The following is a 16,639-nucleotide window of genomic DNA, read 5'->3' on the forward strand; positions in this document are numbered from 1 at the left end:
AAATAGCCGTGAAAACCAAAGCCGCCGTACTGCTCGACGCGGGCAAGCCATTCGAGATCATGGAACTCGACCTCGACGGCCCCAAGGAAGGCGAGGTACTGATCAAGTACACCGCCGCGGGCCTGTGCCACTCCGACCTCCACCTCACCGATGGCGACCTGCCGCCGCGCTATCCGATGGTCGGCGGCCACGAGGGGTCGGGCATCATCGAGGAGATCGGCCCCGGCGTCACCAAGGTCAAGCCGGGCGATCACGTGGTCTGCTCGTTCGTACCGAGTTGCGGCACATGCCGCTACTGCTCGACGGGCCGACAGTCGTTGTGCGACATGGGCGCCACCATCCTCGAAGGCATGCTGCCCGACGGCACGTTCCGCTTCCACGGCGGCGGCCAGGACTTCGGCGGCATGTGCATGCTGGGCACGTTCAGCGAGCGCGCGACGATCAGCGAGCACTCGGTGGTCAAGGTCGACGACTGGCTGCCGCTGGACAAGGCCGTCCTCGTCGGCTGCGGCGTGCCGACCGGGTGGGGTTCGGCGGTCTACGCGGGCAACGTCCGCGCGGGCGACATCGTGGTCATCTACGGCATCGGCGGCATCGGTATCAACGCGGTGCAGGGCGCTGTACACGCCGGAGCCAAGTACGTCGTCGTCGTCGACCCTGTCGCGTTCAAACGTGACACCGCCGTGAAGTTCGGCGCCACACACGCTTTCGCATCTGCGGCAGAGGCTCAGGAGAAGATCACCGAACTGTCCTGGGGTCAGGGTGCAGACGCCGCGATCGTCACCGTCGGCACCGTCGACGAAGACGTGGTGTCCGCGGCGATCGGCTCCATCGGCAAGGGTGGCCAGGTCGTGATCGTCGGACTCTCGAGTCCCGCGAAGTTCACGGTGCATTGGCCCGGCATCGACCTCACCCTCAACGAGAAGACCATCAAGGGCTCGTTGTTCGGTTCGGCCAATCCGCAGTACGACATCGTCCGCCTGCTCCGCCTCTACGACGCCGGCCAGCTCAAGCTCGACGAACTGGTCACCCAGACCTACACGCTCGAGCAGGTCAACGAGGGCTACCAGGATCTGCGCGACGGCAAGAACATTCGCGGTGTGATCATCCACGACGACTGATCACCCCCTGGTGTCACGGGCCCGCCCCGCCGTGACTCCACCCCCTACCCGGCCCGGCCGCGACGGACACCCCGACGCGGCCGGGCCGTTCCATTTGAGGCGCCGATTCGGCGCGCTGCCGATAGCCTGCTGGGGTGAAAGAGCCATCTGCCACGTCAGCTACTGCGAATCCCGGTCCGAAGGCGACGCTGAATCTGCGTCGTATCGGGGTGGCCAGTTGGTGCGTACTCGGCATCATTGCCCTCGTAGTCGTCGCTGCGCTTGCGCTGGGTGCGGTGAGTGGAATCCTGATCCCGCTCGTCGTCGCGGTGATCATCAGCGTGGTACTCGAACCGCTCGTCGCTCGACTGACCCGCATGGGCGTGCCATCCACAGTCGCGGTCTTCCTCGCGCTGCTCGTCGCGATCCTCGTCGGCGCCGGGACGATCACGATCGTGATCTGGGGCGTCGTCGACCAGTGGTCGGACATCTACGGTCAAGCGCTGCTCGGCTGGCGCTCGTTCACACGGTGGGTAGGCGAACTCGACATCGACCCGCGGTGGCTCGAGGACGCGCGCACCGCGCTCGAGAGTCACACCCGCGAGGTGGGGCTCGGTGCTCTCGCATCGCTCAGTAGTACGTTCTATGGCGCCATCACGCTGCTGATCGGCATCTTCTTCGCACTCTTCTTCCTCTTCTTCGCGCTGCGCGATGCCGACCGTTTTCCCGCATTCCTGGCACGCATGACCGGCGCGGATCCGGCCGAGATCAACGGGGTCGTCACCGTGACCCGACAATCGGTTCGCGGCTACTTCAGGGGCACAGCGCTCACGGCTGTGCTGACGGCACCGATCTTCATGGTCCCGCTGGTGATTCTTGGTGTGCCGCTGGCAATTCCGATCTTCGTGCTCTACTTCTTCCTATCCTTCATCCCGTTCGTCGGCGCCTGGATCACCGGGGCGTTCGTGGTGTTGATCGCACTGGGTTCCAACGGCCCCACTGCCGCACTGATTCTCGCCATCACCTTCGTCATCTCCAACGGCACCGTGCAGAGCGCCGTCAGTTCGTGGGCACTCGGCTCGTCGTTGCAGCTTCACCCGATGGCCGTATTGCTCGCGACGATGGTGGCAGGCACCGCCGCCGGGTTGCTCGGCATGGTCCTCGGAGCCCCACTTCTCGCGGCGACGGTCAAGTCGGTGGAAGTCATCCGCACTCATCGCAGCGCTGCTGGGGACGTCGATTCCGGTGAACCCGACGCCGACGGTGATGTGGGCATTCCCGCGGCCGACGGAACCTGAGACGGCCGCCGGAAATTCGCAGCTCGACCAACTATCCTCACCGCATGCAGGCGGTCACACCCACCACGCGTGCCGCGATCCGAGCCGAAGTCACGCATATCGTGCGGCATCCCGGCGATCTCCTGTTGTCCGTGGCGTCGAGCGCAGCGATCGTGCTGTTCCTCTGGTACGTCGTCCCCCGATCGTGGTTCTTCACCTTCACCGGTCCTGAGGGTCTGCCGTATGCGCTCGCGGGATGGATGTACACCGACGCGTTCGTCACCAACGTACTGACCAGCGACCCGGAACGAGCTCTCGCCGCGATCGACGATCCCGCCGAACTCACCGCACTGCTGCGCGCGAAGGTTCTGGCTGTCTGGTTGATCATCGGTCCGCTGTGCACCGTCATCGCGGTGGCAATCGCGCTGACGCAACACACGCACTGGCGGTTCGCCATCGAGGTCATACTCGCGGTCGCGGTGGTGCCTTTCGGTGCGCTCGCGGTGAGCGGCCTGGTCGGCGTCACGTTTCCCTACCATCAGCGCTCTCTCCGGTGGCGCTGGCAGAACAGGCGGCGTTTCCGTCAGGTGATCGTCCGCTGGGGGCTGTTGATCGCCATGCCGAACCTGATCTTCCCGCTCGCGTTCGCCCTGATCGTCGTCGCTCCGGTCGCCATCTGGAAGCTCACGAACCGCCAGGGATGGGACACCGCACAGACCGACACCGAGTTCGCGCTGTGCGCGATGCTGGCTGTCCTGGTCACCGCGGCGATCTGGTACGGCGCACATCGGTTCGGTGTCTGGTGGGTGAGCAGGCACCGCGATCGTCTCCGCGAGTATCTCCTCGACGTCGAGCGGGGCTGATTTTGGTTGAATGGTGATATGGCCCACGTCACATCTGAAGACGGCACACCCATCGCGTACGACACGATTGGCGCCGGCCCCGTGGTCGTCGTGGTCAACGGTGCGATGTCGAAAGCGTCCGACGCCGCGCCGCTGGCGCAGGCACTCGCCGACGCGGGCTTCACCGGCGTCGTCTTCGATCGACGCGCCCGTGGAGACAGTGGCGACACCCGGCCGTACTCGCCGGAGCGCGAGGCCGAGGATCTGGCCGCCGTCATCTCCGCAACCGGCGGCAGAGCCGCCGTACTCGGGCACTCGTCGGGCGCGATCCTCGCACTGTTCGCCGCGTCGCGGGGCGTACCGATCGACCACCTCTTCCTCTCCGAACCTCCGTTCCGCTTCGGCGAGGACGACCCCGCAAACGACCTCCCCGACAGACTCCAACAGATGGTCGACGACGGCCGGCGCGCCGACGCCGTGACGACGTTCCAACTCGAAGGCGTCGGCCTCCCACCCGCGATCGTCGAGCAGATCCGGGACAGTCCGATGTTCGACGGCCTGCTGGCGATCGCACAGTCGGTGGTCTACGACGCGACGCTCGCGCGCGACCTCTCGCAACCGACCCCGCAGATGCTCACCATCACCATGCCGGTCACGATCCTCCTCGGCTCCGACACCTTCCCGCTCCTCGAAGCGGCCGCGCCACGCCTGGCCGAAGCGATCAGCGGCGCCGAACTCGTACGCGTCCCCGAGTCCGTGGGACACCGCCCCGACCCCGCCGCCACCGCCCACGTCATCGCCGCGCGGAAGAACTGACACGGGATCGACTGGGCGCCTTATAGCTTCGACCGTGCGCTCCAAACCGTCGACTGGGCACTCCAAACCGTCGACCGTGCGCTCTAGAACGCCGACCGTGCGCTACGCCGACGCTCCCGCGGAATCGCGTCTCCGACGCCGCGGCAGGATGAGCCACGCCGCGAGGCTCCCGACCACCAGCAGGACCGCGCCGAGCAGGAAGCCCGCCTGAAAACCCTCGCGCGGCACCGCGTACCCGCTGGCCACGGCCACCAGGACTGCCAGTCCGATGGTGCCGCCGAGTTGCCGCGAACTGTTCACCACGCCCGAGGCCACGCCGACGTCGTCGGGTGACACCCCTTCGGTTGCGACCGCTCCGATCAGCACCATCGAGCCGCCGATCCCGACAGCCGTCACCGCGGACGGCAGCAGGATTCCGAGCCAGAAGTCGAATTGCGCAGGCATCGTCGCGAACAGCCCGAGGCCAATGGCGGCAACAATACCGAAAGCCACGATCGCCATCCGCGCTCCGATGCGCGCGGAAAGTCGTTGTGCCACCGAGATTCCCACGACGACGAAGACGCAGAACGGTAGGAAGAGCACTCCCGTCAGCGCACTCTCGACACCCCATACGGTTTGGATATAGAGCGAGCAGAAGTAGAAGGCGGCGAGTTGCCCCGCGGCGACCATGAATCCGAACACGTTGGCGCCCAGCACGCTTCGTTTTCGCATCAGGCCCGGAGGCATCAACGGATGCGACGCCGATCGCTCGATCGCCACGAAGATCGCCAATAGCACTGCAGCGGCGACGAATCCGCCGACTGCCTGCCACGATCCCCACCCGCGATCGCCACCAGCGCTCACGGCATAGACAAGGGCAGCAACGCCGAGGGTCACGGTGACCGCGCCGGGAACATCGAGCCGCGTGGTACGTCCGACGTCGCGACGCGAGATTCCGCGCAGCGCAGCGACCATCGCGATGACGATGATCGGGACGTTGACGAGGAGAACCGCTCGCCACGACCACCACTGCGTGAGCACCCCGCTGAGCACCACGCCCAGCGCACCTCCCGCTGCACCGGCACCACCCCACAGGCCCATCGCCCGTGCGCGAACGGCTGGGTCGTCGATGGTGGCCACCAGCGCCAACGACGCCGGAGCCAACAGCGCTCCCGCGACACCCTGCACCGCCCGCGCGGCGACGAGAACCCCTGCGCTCCCGGCACATCCGCCGACGATGCTCGCCACCGCGAAGACGGACAACCCGACGAGAACCGAGGTTCGACGCCCCCACAGATCGCCGATCCTCCCGCCGAGGAGCATGAACCCTGCGAAGGTCAACAGGTACGCGGTGACCACCCACTGCAAACCCGCGTCGGTGAATCCGAGATCGGCGCGCATGGCGGGCAGCGCGATGTTGACGAGCGAAATGTCCATCGCCACAAGGAATTGCAGCAGGAACACGGTGGCCATGAGTGCACCGCGACCCTGCGCAACACGACCATGTGCAACCCGAGCCGTCTCCTGATCTGCCATTGAATCGCCTCTTCCCGCGGCTCGGATCTGTTTACGTACGCGTACGTTTACGTACTAGTACGTGATCGTAGCGTCTCAGCGTCACCTCGCCAAGAGCACGGCGATGGGATGATGGGACGATGCCTGCAGCCCGGTCCCTCCAACTCGACGAGATTGTCGAGGCAGCCATCCGCATCCTCGAGCAGGACGGTCCGCAGTCGTTGAGCATGCGACGCCTTGCCTCCGACATGGGCACCAAGCCGATGACGCTCTACAACTACGTTCCGAACAAGGCAGCACTGCTCGGTCTGGCACTCAACGACGTCGCGGCGCGCATCCCGTGGGCCGAACCGACGGGCGCTCCTCGTGACCGCATGATCGCCGTTGCGGTCGACATGTACGAGAAGATGCGCAGCATAGGGTGGGTCGTGTCGATCCTGCGCGAGGGCATCATCGTCGGCACGCCTGCACTTGCCCTCGCCGACGCCTTCCTCTCGGCCGCATCCGAACTCGGGCTCGACGACGGCGCAGCGCTGGACACCTGGCGAGCCGTCTGGTACCTCGTCGCCTCGGAATTGCAGTGGCAGGACACGCTTTCCAGGCGGTCCCCCGACGAGGTGTCATGGCACCAATCCATCGACGACAGCGACCTCACCGAGTTTCCGACGGTCAGCCGACTACTACCCGACTGGGCCGGCCACTCCGCCGACTTCGACATCCGCGACGCGATCACAGCACAGGTCGACGGCGCGCTCGCACAACGCAGCACGCGGCGTCGCGCATCGACACCGAGCGACTAGATCTCGAACTGCACTCGGGCGACCTGCTCGCAGACCTCCACGATCATCGCGCGGTAGCGGTTGTGTTCGGGATCAGCGTCGTAGCGCCGATAGGCATCGGTGTCGACCCAGTCGTTGGTGATCGCGAAACTCCAACCGCCAGCACGTAATCCCACATCCAAGCCGACACGGTTCGCCAGCAGGCCCGGTAATTGCAGCGCACCGATTCCGGCCAGCCCCTCGTCGAGTTGCCTGCGATCACTCTCGGCCGCATCGCCGTCCGCTGACCGCAGCCGACCCACCACCACGTTGCGAATCATGTAACGAATCTAGCCGCATCTCCCGTCCGATACAGAAAGCCCGACTGGCACAATGCGAGGTGTGAGCAGAGGTGACCGTCAGGTGTGGATCCGCATCCTTCGCTTCGTGGCCGCTGCCGTTGGCATCGCTGCGATCGCGTACGTCCCGGTCACCGCGTCCGACGGTTTCGGCTTCGCCAACTACTTCAGCTACTTCACAATCCTGAGCAACGTGGCCGCGGCGATCGTGCTCCTCGGCGGTGCACTGTTGGCACCAACCGGGTTGTGGTGGCAGTGGTTTCGCGGCGGCGTCACCACCGCGATGCTGATCACCGCGATCGTCTACGCACTTCTGTTGTCGGACATCGACGTCAATCTCTCCGGCGAGTGGACCAACACCGTGCTGCACCGCCTGATCCCGCTCGTTCTACTCCTCGACTGGGCACTCTTCCGACCCAGGTCGCTGCCCGCCCTGTCCTGGTTGACGTGGTTGGCTTTTCCACTCTTCTATGGCATCTACACCTTGACGCGAGGTCCCATCGTCGACTGGTACCCGTACCCGTTCATCGATCCACGAAGCCAGGGGTACCTGTCGATGACGCTCGGCGTGGTCGTCGTGTTCATCGGGATGACCGCGCTCTCAGCGGGCGTGTACTGGCTCGGCACACGCGGCACGAGCAACCGACTGCACGACGAGCCGGTCCGCTGATCTCACCTGTCCTGAGAGTCGACGTCGAGCGCATCGGTGACCATCTCCACCCAGGTGTCGACCACCTGCGCGCGGCGTCGTGAATCGTCCGACAGCGTGTCCGCGAGTCCGAGACCGCGAGCGAGGTCGAGCGTCACCTGTGCAGCACGGTGCGCCCGGGGATTCGTGCCATCGGGGTCGAGCGCGGCAACAGTCACCCGATGCGCCGCTCGGGCGAACTTGGCCTCCATCGGCAGAATCAGTTCGCGCAGCGCGGGATCCGACGCGGCCGCCGCCCAGATCTGCAACGAAGCCTTGAATTCGGTCCCGGTGTAAATACTCACGGCCTGTTCGACCGCGATCCGCACGCGCCGTGACTCGTCCGCGTCGGGCCGGATCAACGTGTCGGCGTTGAGGGTGAGGTCGTCGAAGATCTGCTCGAGCGTCGCCGAGATCAATGCCTCGCGTGTGGGAAAGTGGTGCTGCGCAGCACCCCTGGACACCCCCGCGCGCTGGGCGACCGCGGCCACCGTGGCCGACGCCCATCCCTCGTGAGCCAGAACCTGTATGGCCGAGCGCAGCAGCCGTTCCCGCGTTTGGCGCGAGCGCTCCTGCCGGGGTTCACGGTTTGCCGTCGTACGCGGAGACGTCATGTTCTCGTTGCCCCGGTGTCGGCTTGCGTGACGGTCAGATCCCACGGCGGCCGACGCTTCGACAGAAACGCTTCCATCCCCGCCCGTGCGTCGTCACCCGAGAACAATGCCGCCGATTCCTGCGCACGACGCTGCGCCAACCGCGCGAACTCGTCGCGCACCGTCGCGGTGGTGAGTTCCTTCGACGCGGCGAGTCCGACCGGCGACGCACGTCGGATACCGTCGAGGATCTCCCCCAGTGACTGCGCGAGAGCCTCTGTGCTGTCACAGGCTTGAGTGACGACTCCGATCGACGCCGCGATCGAGGCGTCGAACTTCTCCCCGGTCAGGAAGTATCGACTAGCACCTCGAGCCGTCATCTTCGGCACCAGCACGAGCGAGATCACCGATGGTGCAAGGCCGAGCCGTGTCTCGGTCAGCGCGAAGGTGCTCTTCGGTCCGGCGAGTGCGATGTCGGTGGCACCGAGCAGACCGAAACCTCCTGCCCTGACATGCCCGTCCACGTGTCCGATCACCGGTTTCGGCAGCTCGAGGATCGTGCTCATCAACTCGACCATCGACGACGTCGCCTCGGCAGACGCCTCCTCGGCAGAGGCGCCACGCTTGAGCGCCTCGCCGAGATCAGCGCCCGCACAGAAGGTTCCGCCCGCATGTGTCAGCACGACGGCCCGCACGTCCTCGTCGGTCGCCGCCCTCGTCAGCCCCGACGACAGTTGGGTCACGAGCGCGCGACTCAACGCATTGCGGTTGCCCGGCGAGTCGAGTGTGAGCGTCATGACGCCGGCGTCGATCCCGATGTGTACGACTTCGCTGTCTGTGGCGGTCATCGACCTGCGCCTTCCTGTGGTCCTCGGGCAGAGTTTGGTCTGATGTGAATGGCGGATCGGAAATAGAGGTGTCAGTACGACTTCGGCAGTCCGAGGCTGGTCTGCGCAACGAAGTTCAGCACCATCTCGCGACTGACCGGTGCCACACGCGCAATCCGTGCGAGCGAAAGCAGCGGCGCCACACCGTATTCGGTTGTCAGACCGTTGCCACCCATTGACTGAACAGCTTGGTCGACGATCTTGACGCACGCCTCGGCGGCCGCATACTTCGCCATGTTGGCCGGCTCGGCAGCACCCCAGTCGTCACCCGCGTCGTAGAGTGTGGCGGCCTTCTGCATCATGAGCTTGGCCATCTCGAGTTCAATCTTCCCCTGCGCCAGCGGATGTGCAATTGCCTGGTGCGCGCCGATCGGGGTCTTCCAGACCGTGCGCTCTTTCACGTAGTCGACGGCTTTGCCCAGCGCGAAACGTCCCATCCCCACCGCGGACGCCGCAGCCATGATGCGTTCTGGGTTCAGACCGGCGAAGAGTTGGCTCAGTGCCGCGTCCGGGGAGCCGACGAGTGCGTCAGCAGGCAGGCGCACATCGTCGAGGTAGAGCCCGAACTGCTTTTCCGGGTTCACCAGTTCCATGTCGATCATCTTGTATTCGAACCCCGGTGCGTCCGTGGGCACGATGAACAGCGCGGGCCGCAACTTGCCGGTCTTCGCATCCTCGCTCCGACCGACGATGAGCACAGCATCTGCCTGATCGACTCCGGAGATGTACACCTTGCGCCCGTTGAGAACCCAGTCCGACCCGTCGCGCGACGCCGTGGTGGTGATCTGGTGCGAGTTCGACCCCGCGTCGGGCTCGGTGATACCGAAGGCCATGGTGATCGATCCGTCGGCAAGCCCCGGCAGCCACCGGTCGCGCTGCTCGTCGGTGCCGAACCGCGCAATGATGTTGCCGCAGATAGCCGGTGAGACAACCAGCATCAGCAGGCCGGTGCCCGCCGCTGCGATCTCCTCCATCACGATCGACAACTCGTACATGCCTGCGCCGCCACCGCCGTACTCCTCGGGAAGATTCACCCCGATGAAGCCCAGCTTGCCTGCCTCCGACCACAACTCGTCGGTCTTTCGGCCCTCGCGGGCGCACTCGCGGAAGTAGTCCTGCCCGTACTTGGTGGCCAGTGCGGCCACCGAGGCACGCAGATCGGCCCGTTCGGCCGTTTCGACGAAGCTCATGCGGATGTCTCCTGAGGTGTGAGTGTGCTGGAATGCTCTGTGGCGCTGTCGCTGTCGGCCTCATCGGTGATGATCGCGAGCACGTCACCGACGGCGAGCTGGCGTCCCGGTTCGACGGCGAGCGTGCTGACAACACCGTCGGCGGGCGCCGCGACGGTGTGCTCCATCTTCATCGCTTCGAGCCAGATCAACGGCTGACCGGCTGTAACGCGGTCGCCCTCGGAAACCGCAACGCGGATCACCGAACCCGGCATCGGCGCGAGGAGCGAACCCGGTCGCGCGACTGCGCTGGGATCGACGAAGCGCGGTGGCCGCCGGAAGTGCACCGACGCCCCGGCTGTGTCGACGTAGACGTCGTCGCCGTATCGCGCGACGTCGAAGGTCCGTCGAATCCCGTTGTGGGAGAGAACGACCTGCCCTGTGCTCGCCGACACCACCTCGGTGTCGGCGAGGTCGGGAAGCTCGACGCCACCACTACGCGTGCACCGGTATCGGACCTCGTGCTCGACGTCGTCGTCGGTGCGGAAGATCTTGCGCGAGTACTGCGACGGCATGTTCCGCCAGCCTGCTGGCAGACTTCGTTGAACGCGGGCGCGTTCCCGGTTGACGGCCACCTCCGCCAGCGTCGCGGCTACAGCGGCCAGCGTCACCGTCGACTCGTCGGCCAGCGGCGTCGACAAGACGTCGAGGCCGATCTGCTCGAGATATCCGGTGTCGGTGTCGCCACTGACGAATGTCGACTCCCGCAGGGTGTTCACCAGCATGTCGCGGTTGGTCGTCGGGCCGTGGAGCGCCGCGTCGGACAGCGTTCTGGCGAGAATCGCAGCGGCACGACCACGTGTCGGCGCCCAACTGATGACCTTGGCCAGCATCGGGTCGTAGAACGTCGAGATCTCCGAGCCTGATTCGATACCCGCGTCCACACGCACGCCCGGACGGTCGAGTGGTCCGAAATGCGATTGTGCGTCGAGCTCGATGCGGTGCATGGTTCCCGACTGCGGTTGCCATCCCGCAGAAGGGTCCTCGGCGTAGAGGCGCACCTCGATCGCGTGTCCGCGAGTTCCGGGCTCCTCGACGTCGAGGTGCTCACCCATCGCGACGCGCAGTTGCCAGGCCACGAGGTCGGTCCCGGTCGTCAACTCCGTGACCGGGTGTTCCACCTGCAGACGCGTATTGGTCTCCAGGAAGTAGAAGCGACCGGTCTCGTCGGCGAGGAACTCGACGGTTCCCGCACCCGTGTAGCCGATCGCCGACACGGCCTTCCTCGCGGCGTCGTAGAGGCGTTCGCGGAGATCTCCGCCGATCCGTTCGACGAGAGGCGCGGGCGCCTCCTCGATCACCTTCTGGTGACGGCGCTGGATCGAGCATTCCCGCTCTCCGACAGCCCAGACCGCGCCGTGCTCGTCTGCGAGCACCTGCACCTCGATGTGATGTCCCCGTTCGACATACGGCTCACAGAAGACTGTCGGATCACCGAACGCCGACGCCGCTTCGCGTTCGGCGGCGGCAACCTGCTCGGCCAACTCGTCGACCGACCGTACGATCCGCATACCGCGTCCACCGCCGCCCGCAGACGCCTTGATCAGCAGTGGCAGGTCGCTCTCGGTGACGGCGGCAGGGTCGATGTCGCCGAGGACCGGCACGCCGGCGTCGGCCATCAACTTCTTGGCGTTGACCTTTGATCCCATCGCGTCGATCGCGCCGGGCGGCGGCCCGATCCAGGTCAGTCCCGCGTCGATCACCGATTGCGCGAACTCGGCGTTCTCCGAGAGGAATCCGTAGCCGGGATGAATCGCATCCGCGCCCGCGAGCTTGGCGGCCTCGATAATCTTGTCGCCACGCAGATAGGTCTCTGCCGACGTCGATCCCGGAAGCGCCACAGCGACATCGGCTGCGGCAACGTGCGGCGCATCGGCGTCCGGATCGGAGTAGACCGCGACGGTCCCGATGCCCATCTGACGACAGGTCGCGAACACGCGTCGCGCGATCTCGCCGCGATTGGCGACGAGTACCGAGGTGATCGTTGAATGTTGTTCTGTCATCTCACACCTCACATCCGGAAGACGCCGAAATTCGACGTCCCCTCGACCGGACCGTTATGGATCGCCGACAAGCACAGCCCCAGAACAGTTCTCGTGTCACGCGGATCGATCACGCCGTCGTCGTAGAGCATGCCCGACAAGAACGCAGGCACCGACTCGGCTTCGATCTGCGCCTCGATCATCTGCCGCATCCCCGCGTCCGCGGCCTCGTCGACCGTGCCGCCACGCGCCTCGGTCGCCGCGCGCGAGACGATCGAGATGACGCCTGCCAGTTGCGCGGCTCCCATCACCGCCGACTTCGCGCTCGGCCAGGCGAACAGGAACCGCGGATCGTATGCGCGCCCACACATTCCGTAGTGACCCGCCCCGTAACTGGCGCCCATCAGCACCGACAAATGCGGCACCTTCGAATTCGACACCGCGTTGATCATCATCGCCCCGTGCTTGATGATGCCGTTCTGCTCGTACTCCTTACCGACCATGTAGCCGGTTGTGTTGTGCAGGAACAGCAGTGGCGTATTCGAGCGATTGGCGAGTTCGATGAACTGCGTGGCCTTCTGCGCCTCCTGGCTGAACAGCACGCCTTGCGCGTTGGCCAGGATGCCGACGGGATAACCGTGGATGTCGGCCCACCCCGTACACAACGAGTTGCCGTATTCGGGCTTGAACTCGTCGAAATCACTGTCGTCGACGACCCGCGCGATCACGTCGCGCGGGTTGAACGGGATCTTGAGATCGGGTGGGACGATACCGAGGAGTTCTTCGGGGTCGTAGCGCGGTTCCCGCACCTGTGCGCGCGGTTGCCCACCGGCCTTGGTCCAGTTGAGCCGCGACACGATCCGACGCCCGATCCGGATCGCATCCTGTTCGTCTGCGGCGTAGTAGTCGGCCAGACCCGAAGTACGCGCATGCATCTGAGCGCCACCGAGGGACTCGTCGTCGCTTTCCTCGCCGGTGGCCATCTTCACCAGCGGCGGTCCGCCGAGGAACACCTTGGAACGGCCGTCGATCATCACGACGTGATCGCTCATGCCCGGGACGTATGCCCCGCCGGCCGTGGAGTTTCCGAAGACCAACGCGATCGTCGGAATCCCCGCTGCCGACAGCCGTGTCAGGTCACGGAACATCCGACCGCCGGGAACGAACACCTCTTTCTGCGTCGGTAGATCGGCACCACCCGACTCGACGAGCGAGATCACCGGGAGTCTGTTCTGCATGGCGATATCGTTGGCGCGCAACGTCTTACGCAGCGTCCACGGATTCGATGTCCCGCCCTTGACCGTAGGGTCACTGGCGACGACGAGACATTCGACCCCTTCGACGACGCCGATACCCACGACGACCGACGCTCCGACGTGGAAGTTCGACCCGTATGCCGCGAGCGGACACAGTTCGAGGAAGTCCGAGTCTTCATCGAGCAGCATCTCGATGCGTTCCCGGGCAGTCATCTTGCCGCGCTTGCGATGCCGCTCGACGTATTTTTCACCGCCGCCCGCGAGCGCCTTGTCGAGTTCACCGTGTATCTGGTCGAGCTTCTCCATCATCGAGTCGCGCGCGGCGGTGAAGTCGTCACTCGTCGGGTCGATCGTCGAACGCAATGCGGTCATCGTGTGCTCCCCTGTGCGATGTAGCCGAGTCGTTTTGCCGCGAGTCCGGTCAGAATCTCGGTGGTTCCCCCACCGATCCCCAGGATGCGCATGTCGCGATATTGACGCTCGACTTCGGTGCCCGTCATATAGCCGAGGCCGCCGAAGAGCTGAACAGCCTTGTCGGCAACCCACTCCCCGGTCTCCACAGCCGTGTTCTTCGCAAAGCACACCTCGGCAATGAGGTCGTCGTCGGAGGCAACCTTCCGGTTGACGACTCCCCGCGAGTAGGTCCGCGCGACGTCGATGCGGCGTGCCATCTCGGTCAGCGTGTCCTGCACCGACTGTCGGGCAGCGAGCGGCTTGCCGAAGGTCTCACGTTCGCGCGTCCAGTCGAGGGTGAGGTCGAGGCAGCGTTGCGCACTCGCGTACGCCTGCACGGCGAGTGCCGATCGTTCGGTCACGAAAGCCGCTGCGATCTGGGCGAAGCCGCTGTTCTCGGCGCCGACGAGGTTGGCCACCGGAACGCGTACGTCGACGAAGGCCAACTCCGCGGTATCCGAACTGCGCCAACCCATCTTGTCGAGCTTGCGCGTCACGGTGAAACCCGGTGTGTCCTTCTCGATCACGAGAAGCGAGACCCCCGAGGCGCCTGGTCCGCCCGTGCGTACCGCGGTGACCACGAAGTCGGCTCGCACCGCGGAGGTGATGTAGGTCTTGGCGCCGTTGACGACGAACTCGTCGCCATCGCGCTGTGCCCGCGTCGTCAGATGTGCGACGTCGCTTCCGCCGCCCGGCTCGGTGATCGCAAGGCTGCCGATCTTCTCGCCGGCGAGCGTCGGCCGCACCCATCGGTCGATCTGGTCGGGATCGCCGGCGGCGATCAGGTGAGGCAACGCGATTCCGTGCGTGAACAAGGAGGCGAAGACGCCCGCGGCACCACCCGCATAGTGGAACTCTTCGCCCAGGATCGACGCATCGATGAGATCGCCACCACTACCACCGAACGATTCGTCGATCCCCAGTCCGAAGAGGCCGAGTTTGGCTGCTTCGGAGTGTAGTTCGCGGGGAAGCAAGCCCTCGCGTTCCCACTCATCCTGGTAAGGCAGCACGTGCCTTTCGACGAATCCGTTGACCGCGTCACGCAGAGCGCGTCGTTCCGACGTCTCCCACTGCGGATCTATTAGTGGCACAGGTCAGTTCCTTTCCGATGACTCGGATGATGGCGCGGTAGAGGATGTCTCGGCGACGAAGCTCAGCGGAATGGGCACGGGTCGCGAACGCAGCCATTCGCCCATTCCCTTGGCTTGCGGATCGAAACGCACATTGTCGGCGACACCGCGTCCGAGCACACCCTCGATGACGAAGTTCAGCGCTGACAGGTTCGGCAGCCGGAAGCGCTTGACCTCGAGGTCGGCGATCTCCGGGAGAAGCTTCTTGATCAGGTCGACGTCGAGTGTCGCGTCGAGCCAGTCGAAGTGTTCCGGGTTGCGCACCCACACACCGATGTTGGCGCTGCCGCCCTTGTCGCCGCTGCGCGCTCCGGCCACCAGACCGAGTGGCGACGCCGCGGTGGGCCCGGGATCGTCGACGTCGACGACGCTGCGCGGTTCGGGTTCGTCTGCGGGCACCTGGGTACGCAGTGGACTCGGTTCGATGCTCTCGCTCACGCCGTCGGCGAAGGACACGCGATGGTCGACGAGCTTCGCGTCGACGTAACCCGGCTCGAAAACGCCGAACGGAGAACCCTTTCCGGGTGGTGCGAGCATCGTGAACCCGGGGAAGGTCGCCAGCGCCAGTTCGACTGCGGTGTTGCTGAACGCTCTGCCGACCTTCTCGGGATCGGTGTCGCGGGCAACGCAGCGCAGCAGCGCCGTCGCCTGTTCCTCGCTCTGCGCGTCGGGTCGGTCGAGTCGTGCCAACTCCCACGACATCTGCTCGGGCACCGACGCGAGCTCTGCGCGGAACTGATCGCGGAACAGTTCGGCCTTGTCCTCGATGTCGAGTCCGGTGATCGCGACGGTGATCTCGTTGCGGATGCCTGCGAGATGGTTGAGCGAGACCTTGACGGTCTCGGGCGGCGCCTCGCCCTTGACACCACTGATGGCGACTCGATCCTCACCGTCGGAACGCAGCGTGATGGTGTCGAGCCGGGTGGTCACGTCCGGTCCGAGGTAGCGAGGACCACCGACCTCGTACAGCAATTGTGCTGTCACGGTTCCCACCGTCACGGCACCGCCGGTGTTCGGATGTTTGGTGATCACCGACGTACCGTCGGACGCGACCTCCGCAATCGGAAATCCGAGGCGACCCATCCGGGGCAGCTCCGTGAAGAACGAGTAGTTGCCGCCCGTCGCCTGCGCGCCGCATTCGATCACGTGACCGGCGACCACGGCACCAGCGAGGGCGTCGAGATCGCCGTACTCCCAGTCGAATGCGCTCGCTGCGGGTCCGACGGTCAGCGAGGCATCGGTGATGCGCCCGGTGACGACGACGTCGGCGCCCGAGTCGAGCGCCGACTTGATGCCGAACGCACCGAGGTATGCGTTTGCCGTGAGCGGTGTGCCGAGTCCGAGATCGTCTGCGCGGTCGAGGATGTCGTCACCGTCGACGAAGGCGATCGATGCGTCGACTCCGAGCTTGTCCGCCAGTTCGCGCAGCGCAACCGCGAGGCCGTGCGGGTTGAGGCCACCCGCATTGCTCACGATCCGCACGCCCTTGTCGACGGCGAGCCCGAGGCACTCCTCCATTTGACGCAGAAATGTCTTGGCGTAACCCGTTTTCGGGTCCTTCAAGCGATCGCGGCCGAGGATGAGCATGGTCAGCTCGGCGAGATAATCGCCTGTCAGATAGTCGAGTTCACCACCCTCGAGCATCTCGCGCATTGCGCTGAAGCGATCGCCATAGAAGCCCGAGGCGTTGCCGATTCGGACGGGGCGGTTCGATCGGCTGGTGCTGGTGCGACTTGTGGTTGAAGTCATCGCTACTCCGATTCGGATGGTCGACG

The 16,639-nt window shown here is 65.4% G+C and carries 15 protein-coding genes; 6 read left to right on the forward strand and 9 right to left on the reverse strand.

What is annotated here, in order from left to right; all coding sequences use genetic code 11:
* Nucleotides 1-8: 8 nt before the first annotated feature.
* The 4 genes from RND64_RS16915 to RND64_RS16930 all read left to right on the forward strand — a co-directional run bounded on the left by RND64_RS16915 (nucleotide 9) and on the right by RND64_RS16930 (nucleotide 4,035).
* Nucleotides 9-1,121, forward strand: a complete 1,113-nt coding sequence (locus RND64_RS16915) for an NDMA-dependent alcohol dehydrogenase (RefSeq protein ID WP_049698784.1) — start codon at nucleotides 9-11, stop codon at nucleotides 1,119-1,121.
* Between the two features lie 134 nt (nucleotides 1,122-1,255).
* Nucleotides 1,256-2,398: an AI-2E family transporter gene (locus RND64_RS16920; protein ID WP_049698783.1), complete on the forward strand. Its 1,143-nt coding sequence runs from the start codon at nucleotides 1,256-1,258 to the stop codon at nucleotides 2,396-2,398.
* Between the two features lie 44 nt (nucleotides 2,399-2,442).
* Complete coding sequence (locus RND64_RS16925; RefSeq protein ID WP_049698782.1) at nucleotides 2,443-3,240, forward strand: hypothetical protein; 798 nt, start codon at nucleotides 2,443-2,445, stop codon at nucleotides 3,238-3,240.
* Between the two features lie 18 nt (nucleotides 3,241-3,258).
* A complete protein-coding gene (locus RND64_RS16930) occupies nucleotides 3,259-4,035 on the forward strand; it encodes an alpha/beta fold hydrolase (RefSeq protein WP_049698781.1) in 777 nt (258 codons plus the stop codon).
* Between the two features lie 102 nt (nucleotides 4,036-4,137).
* On the opposite strand, the gene RND64_RS16935 is transcribed toward RND64_RS16930, so the two are convergent.
* Complete coding sequence (locus RND64_RS16935; RefSeq protein WP_049698780.1) at nucleotides 4,138-5,550, reverse strand: MFS transporter; 1,413 nt, start codon at nucleotides 5,548-5,550, stop codon at nucleotides 4,138-4,140.
* A 119-nt stretch (nucleotides 5,551-5,669) separates the two neighbouring features.
* Here RND64_RS16935 and RND64_RS16940 point away from each other — a divergent pair, with 119 nt between their 5' ends.
* Nucleotides 5,670-6,329 carry a TetR/AcrR family transcriptional regulator gene (locus tag RND64_RS16940; RefSeq protein ID WP_049698779.1) on the forward strand — a complete coding sequence of 220 codons (660 nt, stop codon included), beginning with the start codon at nucleotides 5,670-5,672 and terminating at the stop codon, nucleotides 6,327-6,329.
* On the opposite strand, the gene RND64_RS16945 is transcribed toward RND64_RS16940, so the two are convergent.
* Complete coding sequence (locus tag RND64_RS16945) at nucleotides 6,326-6,628, reverse strand: Dabb family protein (protein WP_049698778.1); 303 nt, start codon at nucleotides 6,626-6,628, stop codon at nucleotides 6,326-6,328. The two genes, RND64_RS16940 and RND64_RS16945, sit on opposite strands and share 4 nt — an antisense overlap.
* A 61-nt stretch (nucleotides 6,629-6,689) precedes the next feature.
* Between RND64_RS16945 and RND64_RS16950 the strand changes: the two genes are divergently transcribed.
* Entirely contained in the window at nucleotides 6,690-7,316 is a 627-nt protein-coding gene (locus RND64_RS16950) for a Pr6Pr family membrane protein (protein WP_231894191.1), read from the forward strand.
* A 2-nt stretch (nucleotides 7,317-7,318) separates the two neighbouring features.
* Here the strand turns inward: RND64_RS16950 and RND64_RS16955 are convergent, their stop codons facing one another.
* The 7 genes from RND64_RS16955 to RND64_RS16985 all read right to left on the reverse strand — a co-directional run bounded on the left by RND64_RS16955 (nucleotide 7,319) and on the right by RND64_RS16985 (nucleotide 16,613).
* The gene (locus RND64_RS16955; RefSeq protein WP_049698776.1) at nucleotides 7,319-7,948 is read right to left on the reverse strand and encodes a TetR/AcrR family transcriptional regulator; all 630 of its coding nucleotides are present in this window, start codon (nucleotides 7,946-7,948) and stop codon (nucleotides 7,319-7,321) included.
* Nucleotides 7,945-8,775 carry an enoyl-CoA hydratase family protein gene (locus RND64_RS16960; protein ID WP_049698775.1) on the reverse strand — a complete coding sequence of 277 codons (831 nt, stop codon included), beginning with the start codon at nucleotides 8,773-8,775 and terminating at the stop codon, nucleotides 7,945-7,947. The genes RND64_RS16955 and RND64_RS16960 overlap by 4 nt, the downstream gene beginning before the upstream one ends.
* Nucleotides 8,776-8,846: 71 nt before the next feature.
* A complete protein-coding gene (locus tag RND64_RS16965; RefSeq protein ID WP_005206603.1) occupies nucleotides 8,847-10,004 on the reverse strand; it encodes an acyl-CoA dehydrogenase family protein in 1,158 nt (385 codons plus the stop codon).
* Complete coding sequence (locus RND64_RS16970) at nucleotides 10,001-12,046, reverse strand: acetyl/propionyl/methylcrotonyl-CoA carboxylase subunit alpha (protein WP_049698774.1); 2,046 nt, start codon at nucleotides 12,044-12,046, stop codon at nucleotides 10,001-10,003. The genes RND64_RS16965 and RND64_RS16970 overlap by 4 nt, the downstream gene beginning before the upstream one ends.
* Before the next feature lie 8 nt (nucleotides 12,047-12,054).
* A complete protein-coding gene (locus RND64_RS16975; RefSeq protein ID WP_049698773.1) occupies nucleotides 12,055-13,653 on the reverse strand; it encodes an acyl-CoA carboxylase subunit beta in 1,599 nt (532 codons plus the stop codon).
* Nucleotides 13,650-14,825: an acyl-CoA dehydrogenase family protein gene (locus RND64_RS16980; RefSeq protein WP_049698772.1), complete on the reverse strand. Its 1,176-nt coding sequence runs from the start codon at nucleotides 14,823-14,825 to the stop codon at nucleotides 13,650-13,652. The genes RND64_RS16975 and RND64_RS16980 overlap by 4 nt, the downstream gene beginning before the upstream one ends.
* A gap of 3 nt (nucleotides 14,826-14,828) precedes the next feature.
* The gene (locus RND64_RS16985) at nucleotides 14,829-16,613 is read right to left on the reverse strand and encodes an acyclic terpene utilization AtuA family protein (protein WP_049698771.1); all 1,785 of its coding nucleotides are present in this window, start codon (nucleotides 16,611-16,613) and stop codon (nucleotides 14,829-14,831) included.
* Between the last annotated feature and the right edge of the window lie 26 nt (nucleotides 16,614-16,639).

The organism is Gordonia sp. w5E2 (assembly GCF_036540975.1).
Lineage (GTDB): Bacteria > Actinomycetota > Actinomycetes > Mycobacteriales > Mycobacteriaceae > Gordonia > Gordonia jacobaea.

What these genes read in the sequence shown, in the direction of transcription:
- RND64_RS16930 (WP_049698781.1), top strand. Translation starts at nt 3,259, where the DNA reads ATGGCCCACGTCACATCTGAAGACGGCACACCCATCGCGTACGACACG.
- RND64_RS16955 (WP_049698776.1), bottom strand. Translation starts at nt 7,948, where the DNA reads ATGACGTCTCCGCGTACGACGGCAAACCGTGAACCCCGGCAGGAGCGC.
- RND64_RS16940 (WP_049698779.1), top strand. Translation starts at nt 5,670, where the DNA reads ATGCCTGCAGCCCGGTCCCTCCAACTCGACGAGATTGTCGAGGCAGCC.
- RND64_RS16970 (WP_049698774.1), bottom strand. Translation starts at nt 12,046, where the DNA reads ATGACAGAACAACATTCAACGATCACCTCGGTACTCGTCGCCAATCGC.
- RND64_RS16945 (WP_049698778.1), bottom strand. Translation starts at nt 6,628, where the DNA reads ATGATTCGCAACGTGGTGGTGGGTCGGCTGCGGTCAGCGGACGGCGAT.
- RND64_RS16975 (WP_049698773.1), bottom strand. Translation starts at nt 13,653, where the DNA reads ATGACCGCATTGCGTTCGACGATCGACCCGACGAGTGACGACTTCACC.
- RND64_RS16935 (WP_049698780.1), bottom strand. Translation starts at nt 5,550, where the DNA reads ATGGCAGATCAGGAGACGGCTCGGGTTGCACATGGTCGTGTTGCGCAG.
- RND64_RS16925 (WP_049698782.1), top strand. Translation starts at nt 2,443, where the DNA reads ATGCAGGCGGTCACACCCACCACGCGTGCCGCGATCCGAGCCGAAGTC.
- RND64_RS16965 (WP_005206603.1), bottom strand. Translation starts at nt 10,004, where the DNA reads ATGAGCTTCGTCGAAACGGCCGAACGGGCCGATCTGCGTGCCTCGGTG.
- RND64_RS16960 (WP_049698775.1), bottom strand. Translation starts at nt 8,775, where the DNA reads ATGACCGCCACAGACAGCGAAGTCGTACACATCGGGATCGACGCCGGC.
- RND64_RS16985 (WP_049698771.1), bottom strand. Translation starts at nt 16,613, where the DNA reads ATGACTTCAACCACAAGTCGCACCAGCACCAGCCGATCGAACCGCCCC.